Raw genomic sequence first — 15166 nt, forward strand, 5'->3', positions numbered from 1 at the left:
AGGGTACTGCCCAGGCTTCCCCGGGAAAGTCGCTTCCGCTTCATCACCCGACATGAGTTGGGGCTCGCCTCTGACAGTCCTCTGACGAACGCGCACGTGACTCGGGAGCCGGACGATGGCCCAACATCCGGGGTGTGCATCAGAAACCCGACAAGGTGACTCGACTCACGGCACAGGGCTCTCTACTTTAGTAGAGAGACACCTCAAGCCGCCCCACTCCCTTGCGAGCTGAACCATGAGTGAAGCGTTCCTCCAGCATCTTTCCCGCCAACTCGATGACATCCGAGCGGCGGGAACTTACAAGAATGAACGCGTTATCTCGACGCCGCAGGGAACCTTCGTGCGTGTCGCGGACGGGAAGCCCGTCTTGAACATGTGTGCCAACAATTACCTTGGACTGGCACAACACCCCGCCATTCGGGAGGCAGGCCACCGGGGCCTCGATCAGTGGGGTTATGGATTGGCTTCTGTTCGTTTCATCTGCGGAACACAGGGCGTTCATAAGCAACTGGAAGACAGACTCTCTGCGTTCCTGGGAACGGACGACACAATTCTGTACAGCTCATGCTTCGATGCCAATGGAGGACTTTTTGAAACCCTGCTCGGCGCGGAAGACGCTGTCATCTCCGATGAACTCAATCACGCGAGTATTATCGATGGGGTCCGCCTCTGTAAGGCACAGCGGTTCCGCTACAAAAACAACGACCTGGCGGACCTCGAAGCAAAGCTGATCGAAGCCACGAATGCCAAGGCTCGTTTCAAGCTGATCGCGACCGACGGTGTCTTCTCCATGGACGGGCTGTATGCCAACCTGCCCGGCGTATGCGAACTCGCCGACAAGTATGATGCACTGGTGATGGTCGATGATTCACACGCCGTCGGCTTCACCGGACCCACGGGACGGGGAACACACGAGCTGCAGGGAGTCATGGGCCGTATTGATATCTTGACGGGCACACTCGGCAAAGCACTCGGTGGTGCGAGTGGAGGATACACCAGCGGACGAAAGCCGATCATCGATCTCCTGCGTCAACGGTCTCGCCCTTATCTGTTCTCCAACACGTTGGCGCCCATCATTGCGGCAGGCTCGCTTGCCGCACTTGAATTGCTGACCCAGTCAACAGAGCTGCGCGATCGGCTGGAATCGAATACGACTTACTTCCGTACGGAGATGACCCGTCGCGGATTTACGATCACTCCGGGAACGCATCCGATCACCCCGATTATGCTCGGAGACGCCGCACTGGCTGCGAAGTTCGCCGATGCGATGCTGGCGAAGGGTGTTTACGTGATCGGTTTCAGCTATCCCGTCGTACCGCTGGGGAAAGCGCGGATCCGTACCCAGGTTTCTGCCGCTCATACCCGTGAAGATCTGGAATTCGCCATCCAGTGCTTCTCGGAGGTCAAGCAGGAACTGGGAATTTAACCCTCCCACCCTTACCGTCCCCTTGTGTCGTTCCAATCGCCTCGAGATTGCATAACAGAGAAACGCCTGAATGCTTAAGCACCGACTCCTGCATCCAGAAATTCTGGAAATCCTGGCTCGCGCAGGCCATCACGCGAAGGTTTTGATCGCGGACGGAAACTATCCCGCGTCCACCACACTGGGGCCCAATGCCCGGCTGGTCAGTCTGAACCTGGCTCCAGGAATCGTGACGGTCTCGCAGGTTCTCGAGACCCTGCTGACCGCCATTCCCATCGATGCCATCAACACCATGGGAATTCCGGCTGATGATCCCTACGCCCTGAAAGGGGACCCCGTCGTCTGGGCCGACTATCGTCGCATTCTGGCCGACTCGGGATCGACGCTGGAGCTTGAACCGATCGACAAATGGGCCTTCTATGAAGCCGTCGCGTCCCGCGACCATGTCCTGACGATCCAGACCGCTGATCAGCATCTCTGGGCCAATGTATTACTGACACTAGGCTGTCGTACTGATTGAGTTTGATTACAGGGAAGTCCTTGCGAGCATGAAGAAAGACAAAGCAGCCGAATCGCCACGCCGATACTGGTTATTCAAATCCGAGCCTTCCGCGTTCGGTATTGAACATCTGGCGAAATCGCCCCGGAAGACCGCCCCCTGGGATGGCGTCCGTAACTATCAGGCTCGCAACTTTCTGCGAGATGACGTTCAGCTTGGGGACCAGGTGCTGTTCTATCACAGCCGCGAGGAACCGCTCGGGGTGTTCGGCACTATGCAGATTGTCCGCACGAGTTACCCCGACTTCACCGCGTTCGATCCCCAAAGCAAGTACTTCGACGAAAAGGGAAATCCGGAGAACCCCCGCTGGTTCATGGTCGATGTCAAACTGATCCAGAAGTTCCCCGAACCCGTCACCCGGGACATGCTGGCCGAAGACGACACAACCAGCAAAATGCTCGTCATGAAGCGCGGGATGAGGCTGTCCATTCAACCCGTCACTCGTGAAGAATGGGAAGCCGTTCATCGACTGGCGGGCGTCTCACTACCTGATTGACCCCACTGACCCTCGCCCCCCTCACCCTCAGTACGGCGGATTGCGGAAGGACGCTCTACGACATTCAGATCGCTGCCGAAATGGACGCAGGGGGCTGAACTTCGGAAGGCCCGAAGTCCCACGCAACACGAAGAGAGACATTGATTCTGTCGGCATCGCCGAGACGAATTCATCGAGAACCGCCATTCGCAGTTCATGAAAGAGACCCTATGAAGACCTGGACACTCAGCTTAACGTGGCTCTCGATGATCCTGGGAGCGGTCCGTTTCGCGGCCAACGAAGCAGTTGCCCAGACCGATCCGCGGAAACCCGCCGCGATCGAAGCGCAGGATGTCCCCATTGTCCCCCCCGAGATGCTTGAGCGACTGGCGCAATACCAGAACGTTCGCGGAGCGGCATTTCGAGGCTGGGCCTCAGACGGAACGGGAATCCTCATTAACACCCGTTTTGGTAACTCGTCTCAACTTCACCGGGTCTATACTCCCGGAGGTCGGCGGGAGCAGATCACGTTCTCGGAGGAACCTGTTACCGGACGATTCCTGCCACAGTCCGCCAGCGGTTCAATCCTGCTGCTGAAGGATCGGGGTGGCAATGAAAATGATCAGATCTATCTGTTCGATCGCCAACAGTACACGACCGCTCTGCTGACGGACGGAACCAGTCGAAACAGGCTGGGTGCCATGGACCCGAACGGAAATCGATTTCTCTTTTCCAGTAATCGCCGGAACGGGCGCGATGGCGATCTGTACCTGTGTGACCTGGGGCAGCCGAACGGGACAAAGCTGCTGATGCAAGTCGAGAATCAGACCTGGCACGCACACGACTGGTCACCCGATGGAAAGCAGGTCCTGATTTCGCGGTATGTCTCGATTAATGAGACCTATCCCGCCGTGCTGGATATTGACTCCGGAGCCCGTACGGATCTTCCAGTGCCACCCGATCTCGCATCGGACGAAAAAGCCGCTTTCGGGACGATGGCATTCTCGGCTGACGGCAAATCGATCTTCCTCACCAGTGATGCCGGAAACGAGTTCCGGCGTCTGGCCAAACTGGATCGATCCACCCATTCCTACCAGTGGTTAACCACGGACCTGGAATGGGACGTGAACGAATTGGCGGTCAACCGGGTCACGAGCGAGCTGGCCTTGACCGTCAATGAAGATGGCGCCACGCGACTTTTTCTGCTGGCTCAAGGCAATTTGACCCGACGTGAACTTCAGGTCCCGCTCGGTGTGATTTCCGGAGTCGACTTTTCCGCCGACGGCAAGCGCATCGGCTTTACACTCGCACGCCCCGATGCCCCTCCTGATGCTTATTCCATTTTGCTGGAAACGGGCGAACTCACCCGGTGGACCTTCAGCGAAGTCGGTGGTCTGGACCCCGAATCCTTCGTCACCCCGACTCGCATTCGATACCGTACGTTCGACGGACGGATGATCCCCGCGTATTACTTCCAGCCGCGCCTCAAGCCGGAACAGACCAGGACCGGACAGGGAGGGACCGAGCCCCGCTTCCCCGTTTACATCAGCATTCATGGTGGTCCGGAAGCGCAGTATCAGCCGTTCTTCTCACCCAACATCCAGTACTACCTCAACGAACTGGGAATCGCTGTCATCTGCCCGAATGTGCGAGGTTCCAGCGGATATGGGAAGACGTATCTTAAGCTGGATAACGCCGAGAAACGCGAAGATAGCGTGAAAGACATCGGCGCACTGCTTGACTGGATCGAACAGCAGCCGGAACTCGATGCATCGAGGATCGCCGTGGCCGGGGGTTCCTATGGGGGCTACATGACACTGGCGTCGCTGACGCATTTCGGAGATCGCATCAAAGCGGGAATCGACGTCGTCGGGATCGCCAACTTTGTCACCTTCCTGGAAAAAACGGCTGGTTACCGGGTGGACTTGCGGCGTGCTGAATACGGGGATGAACGCCTGCCCGAGATGAAAGCGTTTTTCGAACGGATCAGCCCGCTGAACCATGCAGACAAGATTCGCTCCGCCCTGCTTGTCGTCCACGGACGGAACGATCCTCGCGTCCCATTTTACGAAGCTGAACAGATTGCAAGCAAAGTTCGCGCGAATGACCGTACCGTCTGGACCGTTTATGCCGATAACGAAGGACATGGATTTGCGAAGAAGGACAATGCTGATTACGTGAGGGCCGTCGAAGTTCTTTTCCTGAAGGCGAACCTGATCCCCTGAGCCGTGTCATCCCCGTGTCCCCCGTAAGGGCCATGCTGTGAACGGGTTTGTTGCAGGGCTTCTCGATCAGGAATGGCGCAGTCATGTGCCGTTCAGCCGGCAGGAAAAGCGACACGACAAACACGAATTCAGCTGAGTTTCTGCAGTAAGTGCTAGCCTGAGGTACCCCACCTCGGTACAAGTATGGACGCCTTCGCGGAAGACCGAAATGCGACAGAAAATCCTGTCCAAATCGCTATTCCCTGAACATGCGTCCCATGATAGAACCCGCCCCTCCTCCTCTCACACCAACTCCCCTCATGAACGGATTTCGATGCTCCGGCACTCGTAATTCTTCAAGTCTTCCCTTGGAAATACCATCGTGTGGTCTCTGAACGGTGCAAAGCGAGCGATCATTGTCGCTGGTTGCCTGGCCGCCGCATATACGCAACTGACAACCTCTCCGGCGACGATCGCATACATACGGTCGATGGGTGCGAATGAGTTCCACATCGGAATTCTCGGAGCACTGCCGACGCTGATGCTCTTCATGCAATTCGTCGCAGCCGTGATGGTTAATCACCTGCGATACCGTCGTCACTGGTGGTTCTGGGCGGCGCTCACCCACCGCCTGATGCTGCTGCCGACGGCAGTAGGGCCGTGGATGTTTCCCGGGTATTCCAGTGAGTTCTGGATCTGGGTACTGCTGCTCACCACCGCCATCAACCAGACACTGCTCCACTTCAGTTCGCCGCTGTGGCTGAGCTGGATGGGAGACTATCTGCCACATGAAGGACTGAGCAGCTTCTGGGGAAGCCGTCAGTTGTGGATGCAGGTGACGGCTGCCGCCTCGCTGCTGGCTGCGGCGTTCTTCGTCCTGCACAGCGGGCTGTCACTTGAGGTCAGCTATGCCGTGATGACATGCGTCGGTACGGCCCTGGGTGTGATTGATCTGCTGCTGTTTCGGAAGGTTTTCGAACCTCCCGTGAAGCAGGTTCCCTCACCACGGCTCTGGTCGGTGCTGGCCGAACCATTCCGCAACTGCGAATTTCGCCGCTACATCGGCTTCATGTGCTTCTGGAACTTCGCCGCCATGGCGGGTGCCCCTTTCATCAGCCTGTACCTGCTGGCAGAAATCGGCATGGACCTGTTCCATGTGCTGATGCTCTGGACGATCTCGTGGATTGGGGGAGCAATGCTTTCCCGAACCATGGGGCGGTGGGCCGATCTGCACGGATCACAGCCGGTACTCGTGATGTGTGTCGCCCTCAAATCGAGCAACATGCTGGCGTTACTCTTTGTTCCGCGATCTCCGACCATCGCCTTCTGGGTGCTGACGCCGTGCTTCATGCTCGACGCGGTGCTGAATGCGGGAATTCTGATCGCGAACAATGGATTCATGATCAAAAATTCGCCCACCGAAAACCGCACGATGTACATCGCGGCGACCACGGCGATTGCCGGAATGGTCGGCGGGATCACCTCGATCCTGGCAGGGTGGATGATGCAGGTCCTCGCGGGATTCCACGTGGAGATCCTGGGTTTCTCGATCGAAAATTTCCAGATCATGTTCCTGGCCAGCATCGTGCTCCGTTGGGCGGCTTTCTACCTGACACGCTACGTTTCTGAGCCGAGTGCCCGCCATACGTGGGATGTCGTTACGGAAATCGCCAACGGAATCCACGAGCAGTGTTCCAGAAGATTGTCCGAGACCCTGCCCACGGCACAGGCGGCGATCAAGCCAATGGTCATCGCGCATCCGGCACTCGCAACGTCCGCGTTGCCCGAACGGGATGTCGGGACGGCTTCGCTGCCGCACCGCCGGGTTCCCGCCCCTCAGCGAGCCCGCAGCCCGAGAAAACGGCAATCGCTCCCGTCTTAGAAAGCGTTCGTGGAATTCGTCCCTGGTGGCAGTCACACAAGCGGGGATCATCCCTTGTGTGAGAAGCTCGCTCAGGCGGAGTACCTCAAGGCCCAAGGTCGAGAAAGCGTTGCTTCCTCTCGACCTCGTGCTTTTTCTGCGACAGAGCCCTGCGACAGAGCCGATCGCTCGGCAGCGTGAGCAAAGTCACGGGCTGCGATGGGAACACCTACCGCCCCGATTCGCCGGGGATTGATTCGTTTTCTGGCAAACAGGCCATCGACGGCACAGGTCCGATGCCGATGAGGACCTGTCGATTGAGTGTCCGATTGTGTACTCTGGTACCCCTCGCTTGTTTCGCCTTGCCCACAGTTCCATTGGGGAATTACAGGGCAGGCAACGTCAGATGATTCGCGACTCGACTCCCTATCAGGACGGCCTACCGTGGAATATCGCACGCTTGGAAACACCGGTCTCAAACTGTCAGCTCTCAGTTTCGGTGCGTCGTCGCTGGGAGCCGAGTTTCGCCCGGTCGAGATCAGCGAGGCGATTGCGTCTGTCCCCGCGGCGCTGGATGTCGGAATCAACTTTATCGATACGTCGCCGTTCTACGGGCGAGGAATGTCCGAGGTGTTGCTCGGTCCGGCGCTGAAAGGAATTCCGCGGGACCGATACATCCTCGGCACCAAACTGGGGCGCTACGATAAGGCTCATTTCGACTTTTCGGCTCGCCGCGTCATGGAAAGCGTGGACGTCAGCCTGCACCGGATGGGTGTCGATTACCTGGATATCTGCCTGTGCCATGATATCGAATTCGTGGAGATGCAGCAGATCATTGACGAAACTCTTCCCGCGCTGCTCAAGATCAAGCAGCAGGGCAAAGTCCGGTTCATCGGGGTGTCCGGATATCCCATGAAGATCTTCAAATTCATCCTCGACCAGACCAATCTCGACGTCGTGCTCTCGTACAACCACTACACCTTGCAGAACACCATGTTTGGGGATCTGGTTCCGTATCTGAAATCGAAGCATGTGGGGATCATGAACGCGGCCCCGTTTTCGGCACGCCTGTTGACGAATGATCCGTTACCCCCCTGGCACAAGGCGACCCCGGAAGTTCGGCGAATCGCGAAAGCCGCAGCCGATCACTGCGCCAGTCGCGGAACCGACATTGCTAAACTGGCACTGCAATTCTCGCTCGCTAATCCCGATATGACGACCTGCGTCACCGGCTCGGCACGTCCCGAGCGAATTCGGGAGTGGGCACGTTGGGCGGACGAACCGATCGATCTCACACTGCTCGCAGAAGTTCAGGCCATTCTCAAACCGATTCATAACTGGTTCTACATCGAAGGGCGGCCGGAAAATAACGACCCTCAGCCTGGCGCCGGGCATGCTTCGCACTCGTGTGGTTGAATCAAGGGAGTTGAATCCCGCGACAGAACGGCGAAACGCGCCAACGATTCATCGCGCCCCGGCGTAGAACTGATTCCGCTGCATTTTGGAGCCCGGTCGGCAGAATTTGCTGTTCGGCCGGGTAACCACCAGATCTCTGACAGTTCCGTTCGCTTCGTCGATGGGTTCACTCAAAAGGCCGGGCAGAGTGAGCCGAGATCACTTCACCAATTCGATGACGCCGCCGGTGGCCGACTTGCGGTGCCAGGAACATCAAGATTGGCCGACGTGATATTCGGGAAATGCGACTAATTCCGATAAACAGCTTTTGGCGGTGTGATATCCGTGGGGAAAGGTCCTTTTATTTGGGCAAAAGACCACTGGATCGGCACTTGGTTACTTAAAACAATGGTGGGCGGATTGACCCCGCCTCTGAGATTTGTGATGATCTTGTCCCGTTCAGGAGGCAACTTCGAGACGCGGCAGCATCCTTAAGCTGCACGCAGAAATCTCTTCTCACGATCCTTTACGGACAAAACCGGCAAATGTGGGCGTCCGGTTCACCTGGATCATGTCAGGTGTTCTGTCCCTGTCACCCTTTTGAATGAAACCCGTGTCACGCAACCGACTGAAGACGAAATCGAATCAGCACCACGGGTGGGCAATGTTTCCGCGTCGGCCACCGCCGACAACAAGCTAGAAAGAGAGCGTTTTGATGGAGCACTTGGGCAGGCATGTCATTATTGAATTGTGGGGCTGTGGCGAAATCATCAATGACGCGGCGCGAGTCGAACGCTCAATGCGTGACGCTGTGCAAGCTGCAAACGCGACATTGTTGAATATCTTTGTGCACGAATTCAGTCCTCAAGGTGTCACCGGAGTGGCAGTTCTGGCTGAATCCCACCTTTCGATTCATACTTGGCCCGAATACGGATATGTGGCGGCCGACGTTTTTACCTGTGGTTCTACGACCAAACCGGAAGCGGCTGCGGAAGTGCTACGCAAAGCATTCAAAGCCTCAACCGCAGAAGTTCGGGAACTTGAGCGCGGCGTCATGCCCCCCTCGATCAAGCAAAATCGGTCACGTCAGTTGGCCAATGCCTGAAGGGGGCTCGTATTGTGAGTGAGTCATCAACGCAAGAAGACGGCGATTGCATTCACGGTTCGCATTCCAGTGGCAGCTCATCGCTGCCACTGGCGGCGAAAACTCCCTTCGCGGCAGATCTGCCGCGAATTGAACGCGCAATCCGGGAAATTCTGGCAGCGGTCGGGGAAGACCCCAACCGAGACGGTCTGCTGGAAACTCCCGCACGCGTCGCCCGTATGTATGCCGAATTGTTCATGGGCCTGCACCTCGAACCAGGCCGGCATCTCAAGAAAGTCTTCGCCGAACAGTATGACGAACTTGTCCTGGTTCGTGATATCTCGTTCAACAGTATGTGTGAACATCACCTGCTGCCGTTCATCGGTGTCGCGCATGTCGGTTACCTGCCGCGAGGAAAAGTCGTTGGGCTTTCCAAGCTGGCTCGCGTTGTCGAAGAGGTCTCTCATCGACCTCAAGTGCAGGAACGAATGACTCACCAGATCGCAGACCTTCTCCAGGAAGAACTGGATCCAAAGGGGGTCATCGTCGTGCTCGAAGCGGGCCATTCCTGCATGACCATCCGAGGCATCCGCAAGCCGGGCAGCGTGACCATCACCAGCGCCGTCCGCGGACTCTTCAAAACCAATCAGAGCAGCCGTGCTGAAGTCATGGGCTTCATCCAGGGTTCACGACAGCATCTCGGTTAATCAGAGAGCATATCGCCCGGCCCCGTCGTCCGCTTCGGCGGCCTATTGCCTCACTTTTACGAACGACGTTGAAGTGACGACGGACACTGGGGCTACAGCATGGGCGACACTCCAGCGAACATTCGCCACACTGTGATCAGGTCAATTAGCATTTTCGCGCCGGCCAAACCACCATGCGAATCAAGCATTACCTCGGCCTTACGCTGCAATTCCTGGTGCTGACGGCCACGCCGCTCATCTCATGGTGGCAGCTTCAGTTTGGCTTCAGCCTGATCTGGATGCCCGGACTTCTGACTGCAGCAGTGGTCCTCTTCTGGATCGGAACATCCCTGCGGGAAGCCTCTTAGTTTAGCGATCCCATACAAAGTCCCTCCGCCCCCGTTTGGCGGCGCAGACAATCCTCGTTCAACACCAACAATGCCCGCAGGCGAGACAGGGCTGCGGGAGAGAGCGTGCGGATCCGCGTTCGGCCGGCACCGTGATGCTGTCACGTTGATCGAAGGTGCGTTGGGTGAAGGCCCTGCCTTCGCTGAGCGAAGCGAGAGAAATGGGCCGACTTTCGGCCATGGAAGGAGGCCACACCTTGCATCGTCACGTGGGCCTCTCTTAAATGGAGTGCCGATCCGATGTCGGCTTTCGCAGGATCAGAGAGTCGTACGCGTCGGTCGAAGACTTGGAGAACGTCCATGCTGCAGTCTGCTGGAATTCGACACTCTGTCGATCGAATTCATGCTTTGGCCCGCGCAGCCCTGATCGCAATCGTGTGGGGGATTCTCGCAGGGACTTCAGCGTCTCTGGCCCAAGAGCGTCCCAACGAGGCGGAAGCCGAACAGGGGACGGAGGTGCTGCGTGACAGGCCGGCCCGGAATCAGCACACCAACCAGCCGCCGCATCGCTCGTTCCGCGAAAACGCCTCGCTTCCTTTTGATAGTCAGCTTCTCAAGCGGTTTGAAACCATCAATGACCTGCTGGCCGATGAACGATGGACCGAGGCAATCGCAATCCTGCAGGAGATTGCCCAAAGCGAAAACAAGGGACTCGTCCGCCTGCAGCCTGGCGTTGCCGGTGGTGTGGCCACGTATTTGAACGTCTCATCCCGCTGCAACGTGCTGCTTTCGCGAATCCCTGAAGCAGGGCGTCAGTCCTACCGCAGCAAGTTCGATCCGCAGGCCAAGCGCTGGTACGAGAACTGGCAGAGAACCCGGGATGCGGGAGAACTACAGCGCATTGTCCATCAATTTTTCATGAGCAGCTACGGTGATGATGCACTGCTGGCGCTGGGTGAAGCAGCATGGGATCGCGGAGAATTTTCGGCGGCCCGATCGTGGTGGGAACAACTCGTCCCGCTGCCGGAAAAGGTCAATCCCCTCAACTATCCCGCTGTTCTCCGGTATCCCGACGCCGATCTCGATCAACCGACCATTCTCGCTCGCATCGTCATGTGCTCGATACTCGAACAGGACCGCTACCGTGCCACCGAAGAGGTGCGCCAGTTCACAGAACGCTACCCCACGTCCGAAGGCTGGCTTGCCGGTGAGCGAGTCATTCTGGCGAACCGACTGAAAAACCTGCTGGAAGAATCACAAACGTGGGTCCCGAACTCGAAAACGGGAACCGTCGAAACGTTTGCCATGACACCGACCCGAAGTTGGAACAGCCCCGAGACCGTCGATGTCGGTTCACTGAGGTGGCTACGCCCTCTGAAGCCCAATCTGTTGCGCCGCCCGGTCGATCCATTTCCTTTTCAGTTCGAACCGCTCAGCTATTTTCCCGTCGTCTACGAGAACACAGTCCTCGTTAACGACTCGGATTCGATTCGGGCCTGGAACCTGCTTACTGGCGAACCGGCATGGCGGTCGAGTGGCGACGATCCGGCTGTCATCTATCCTTCCGTCCCAGACGAGCAGAATGAAATCCCGGATCGAGTCTCGGTCGGTATCCCTTACTACACGATGACGATTTCTGCAGGGCGACTTTATGCCCGGATGGGATCCCCGGTGAACTGCCCGTCGAACCAGCAGTCCCGTGAGTTGACCTCGGATCTGGTCTGCCTGGATCTGACTCAGGAAGGGAAGCTGGTGTGGAAAATCGCCTCGCGAGAACTGTTCGCTGAAGAGGGTTGGCGATTCGAAGGATCACCCGTTGTCGTCGGAGGCCGAGCCTACTTCGCCGTTTGCCGCCGCCATCCGCAACTGGAGCTGATGGTTGTGTGCCTGGATTCGTCGTCGGGTCGACTGCTGTGGCGTACCCCGGTTGGCGGGTTTCGCAGCTCCGTGGATGAAAGCGCGAACCGCGTCAGCCACTTGCTGCTGACGGCAGGGGGAGGCCGCTTGTTCTTATCGACTGACGTGGGAGCGATCATCGCACTTAATGATCAGGATGGGCGGTTGGAATGGGCCGTCACTTACGAAAGCCGCACGAATGACTCTGCGATCGTTCTGAGCGACCCCAGCCGTAAGGGATTGCTTCCCCCCATGTTCCACCGCGGGTTGTTGTTCGTCGCACCGAACGACGCCGATTTTGCTTATTGCATTCAAGCCGATTCCGGGCAGACTCTATGGAAGTTCCCTTACCTGACGAGTTCACCAAACCAGATTTCCGAGCTGGAACGCCGCGAACTCGAAACCCGGCAACGACGTGAAAATCAGTGGCACCATATTCTGGGAGTGGCCGAAGGAGGTGCTGCGGGCCGGCTGATCGTCAGTGGAACCTCTCTCTGGGCGATCGACATCAACGAAGGGACCCGTGTCTGGACGACATCCAGCCCGCGTGTCACCGGCACCGGCCGCGGTCTCCTGACCAGTGATCAGATTCTTATCCCCGGTCGCGATACGATCGACTTTGTTTCTCAAAAGACCGGCGATCTGGTCCGACGAGTTCCGCTTCGTACTCCCGACTCGGCTCAGCTTGGTGGAAATCTGACCCTGGCGAACGGAATTCTCCTGGTCGCGCAATCGAATCGCCTGTCTGCCTATTGCGAGTACAGTATCCTGCGGCAGCGGATTGAGCGTGAGCTGACGCAACAGCCTGATAATACGTCGATTCAACTGCAACTCGCAGAAATCGAGGCGGCGGAAGGCAGCATAGAACAGGCCGCGACGGAATACGGCGCAATTCTGACGCGAGGAGACCGCAGCGATCCCAACGTCCCCCTCGCCCGCCGCAAGCTCACGCAACTCCTTCAATCTGCGGGACAGGCCGCGTTCGACAAAAGCGATCTTGCTTCGGCACGAGACTACTGGAGCCGGGCGAAGGAGGTGGCTGAAGAAATCACAGATCGTATTCAGCTTCGCTTCGATCTTGCCCGGGTGGAAGAGGCCTTGGGAGATATCGAAGCGGCACTGACCAGCCTTCAGTCATTGCTGAACGATGAAATGCTGGCGGAGCACCCACGCGAATTTCGCACGGCAGGTCAGGACGCGATCGACCGTATGGCCGCTCTGATCGATGTTCATGGCCGGGTTCCTTATCGAGAAATCGAAGCCGAGGCCGTGCGAAAGCTCGAAGAGCTGAAAGACTCGCCTCGAACAGCCGAGATTCAGTGGTTGCTCCAGAGCTACCCGCACGCCGAGGTCACCCGGGAGGCCCGTCGTCTGCTGGCTCAGATTCATCAGGATGCTGGCGAAATCTCGCAAGCGTATGCACTGCTGAACGAGTTCCGCCGCGACGCCACCGATGACCAGACACTGGCCCAATCGACCGTCGCCATGATCGATCTTGTCGAAGCAGGAAAACTGGAAACGGCTGAATCCCGATTACGAAAATCGCTCAGTCATCTCGACCCTTCGATCACCATTACGTCGCGTGGCAAGACCTCCAGTCTGGGTGAATTTCTGTCTGCGAAGAAACACGCACACGACTCGCTGGGGCAACTCCCTTTCTTTCTCGAACGAAACTGGTCTCGACCAGTCACCCTTGAAACAAAAGTGGTCGTGCCGCAAGACGTCCCTCCTTCTCCTGAGTTTGCCTCGATCCTGCTCTGTGAACAACGGCGCAAGACCCGCAACGACTGGGTATGGCGATGTCTGGATTCACGAACGGGGAAGGTACGATGGGAAGAGCACGCTCCACACGCCGCTGTGATGGCGTGCTGGACCAACACCCACCTCCTGATCGGAACCCCCTACGGCTGGGAAGCCCGTGTCCCTGAGACGGGACGCCGGATCTGGAATGAGACAAGTTTTATCCAGTCGACGCCGTACATCCTTGGTGAATCTCTAGACGTGAGCACGTCCGGGAAATTTCCCGCGCAGTTCGACGTCGATCGCGGCCTGCGGATCATCGATCCCGATGACGGACAACTGGTGGCGACACTCAAGCCACCGGGACGCTTGCATGCGTTCCACAATATTGGCTCTGTTATTGTGCCCGCACGTGCGAATCCCGATGCCAGTCCCAACAACGACGGCGCCGGTCCCCGGGACGGCGAGGGACAAACTTCGCTCACGCCTCAGCGTTCGCTGGCTGTGATCATGGAAACCACCAAACCGACAAGAACGTGGCTGGCCACCGCTCCCTCCCCCGACGAGCGCTGGGAAGTCAGTCAGATTCCCGTCGCGGGAGAGCCATGGCAATCGGCCCCCGTCAGCATGCGCGGTCGCATCATGGGAATCAATCAGCAATTCCATCTGGTCTGCCAGAAGACCGAACAATCACAGGTGAGTCACCCTACCACGCCAGTCGCAGCCTCATCGCAGGCGGAGCAGATGATCGCGGAAGAAGTCTTCATCCGTCGACGAAACTCACGCATCCGTGAAACATCGGGCCTCGACGACTTGTCGAGCCTGTATGTCTGGCGGCAACTGGATCCCACACCCGCCACCACCGGACTCCCGACCACCGAAACCCGACAGAACGACTGGGAGTATCGAAATTTTTCCATCGGGAATGCCTACCCGGTCCTCTGGCCCCACCCCACAGAACTGACAGTCATCGCCGACGGGTCGTCCCTCTTCTGTTTTGATCCGGTGAACGGTCGTCGGAAATGGTCGACAGGGATTGCCGATTTCCCCGTCGAACAACCCGACCGGCAGATTACCGGAGGCCCGAACACGCTCTACGCAGCCAGTCAGGGAACTCTTCGCAGCGTCTCACTGACAAGCGGCGAGGTCCGATTTGAATGCTACCTGGGCGATGTATCGACGCAGTGGCGGACCGCGTTAATCTGGCCACCGCGTGGCCATCCCGGCCCTGACCAGACCCTGCCCGAGGATGCTGCGGAACCACTTAACTTCGAGACGATCGCAACCTGGCCAATCGGAACAAAATCAGACGAGCCTCGGCGGTTACTGATTTGCAGTGGTCAGACGGGCGAGGTCGTACAGAGTCTTGTCGTGGACAGTGAACCCAGAGAGATCCTGTTCACGCCCGAGGGTCGCGGAATTCTGTGGACCGAGAAAACTGTGAATGGACTGCAGGGGAAGTCGTCCGTCTCAGAGGAATAAATCCTGTGGACGTG

At 57.7% G+C, this 15166-nt stretch carries 10 protein-coding genes; all 10 read left to right on the forward strand.

The features are described from left to right. Positions 1-235: 235 nt before the first annotated feature. Positions 236-1426: a glycine C-acetyltransferase gene (locus tag ACGY09_RS11940; protein ID WP_397571685.1), complete on the forward strand. Its 1191-nt coding sequence runs from the start codon at positions 236-238 to the stop codon at positions 1424-1426. Positions 1427-1496: 70 nt separating this feature from the next. Beyond that, positions 1497-1943, forward strand: coding sequence for an RbsD/FucU family protein (locus tag ACGY09_RS11945; protein WP_373650023.1), 447 nt, complete (start codon positions 1497-1499; stop codon positions 1941-1943). Positions 1944-1971: 28 nt separating this feature from the next. Then, the gene (locus ACGY09_RS11950) at positions 1972-2478 is read left to right on the forward strand and encodes an EVE domain-containing protein (protein ID WP_397571686.1); all 507 of its coding nucleotides are present in this window, start codon (positions 1972-1974) and stop codon (positions 2476-2478) included. Between the two features lie 209 nt (positions 2479-2687). Further along, positions 2688-4682 (forward strand): prolyl oligopeptidase family serine peptidase, encoded by a 1995-nt coding sequence (locus ACGY09_RS11955; protein WP_397571687.1) that lies wholly within the window; start codon positions 2688-2690, stop codon positions 4680-4682. A gap of 361 nt (positions 4683-5043) precedes the next feature. Then, positions 5044-6543: an MFS transporter gene (locus ACGY09_RS11960; protein WP_397571688.1), complete on the forward strand. Its 1500-nt coding sequence runs from the start codon at positions 5044-5046 to the stop codon at positions 6541-6543. 423 nt (positions 6544-6966) lie between these two features. After that, on the forward strand, positions 6967-7938 hold the full coding sequence (locus ACGY09_RS11965) for an aldo/keto reductase (RefSeq protein ID WP_397571689.1): 972 nt from the start codon (positions 6967-6969) through the stop codon (positions 7936-7938). A gap of 694 nt (positions 7939-8632) precedes the next feature. Continuing rightward, entirely contained in the window at positions 8633-9022 is a 390-nt protein-coding gene (gene speD / locus ACGY09_RS11970; protein WP_373650018.1) for an adenosylmethionine decarboxylase, read from the forward strand. 83 nt (positions 9023-9105) lie between these two features. Continuing rightward, complete coding sequence (gene folE, locus ACGY09_RS11975) at positions 9106-9708, forward strand: GTP cyclohydrolase I FolE (protein WP_373653847.1); 603 nt, start codon at positions 9106-9108, stop codon at positions 9706-9708. A 173-nt stretch (positions 9709-9881) separates the two neighbouring features. Continuing rightward, on the forward strand, positions 9882-10055 hold the full coding sequence (locus ACGY09_RS11980) for a hypothetical protein (RefSeq protein WP_373650017.1): 174 nt from the start codon (positions 9882-9884) through the stop codon (positions 10053-10055). Between the two features lie 339 nt (positions 10056-10394). Continuing rightward, complete coding sequence (locus ACGY09_RS11985) at positions 10395-15152, forward strand: PQQ-binding-like beta-propeller repeat protein (protein WP_397571690.1); 4758 nt, start codon at positions 10395-10397, stop codon at positions 15150-15152. Positions 15153-15166: the final 14 nt, after the last annotated feature.

The organism is Schlesneria sphaerica (assembly GCF_044336245.1).
Taxonomy (GTDB): domain Bacteria; phylum Planctomycetota; class Planctomycetia; order Planctomycetales; family Planctomycetaceae; genus Schlesneria; species Schlesneria sphaerica.

Excerpts from the sequence above, each read along its gene's own strand:
- ACGY09_RS11940 (WP_397571685.1), top strand. The coding sequence starts at position 236 with ATGAGTGAAGCGTTCCTCCAGCATCTTTCCCGCCAACTCGATGACATC.
- ACGY09_RS11945 (WP_373650023.1), top strand. The coding sequence starts at position 1,497 with ATGCTTAAGCACCGACTCCTGCATCCAGAAATTCTGGAAATCCTGGCT.
- ACGY09_RS11950 (WP_397571686.1), top strand. The coding sequence starts at position 1,972 with ATGAAGAAAGACAAAGCAGCCGAATCGCCACGCCGATACTGGTTATTC.
- ACGY09_RS11955 (WP_397571687.1), top strand. The coding sequence starts at position 2,688 with ATGAAGACCTGGACACTCAGCTTAACGTGGCTCTCGATGATCCTGGGA.
- speD (WP_373650018.1), top strand. The coding sequence starts at position 8,633 with ATGGAGCACTTGGGCAGGCATGTCATTATTGAATTGTGGGGCTGTGGC.
- ACGY09_RS11980 (WP_373650017.1), top strand. The coding sequence starts at position 9,882 with ATGCGAATCAAGCATTACCTCGGCCTTACGCTGCAATTCCTGGTGCTG.
- ACGY09_RS11985 (WP_397571690.1), top strand. The coding sequence starts at position 10,395 with ATGCTGCAGTCTGCTGGAATTCGACACTCTGTCGATCGAATTCATGCT.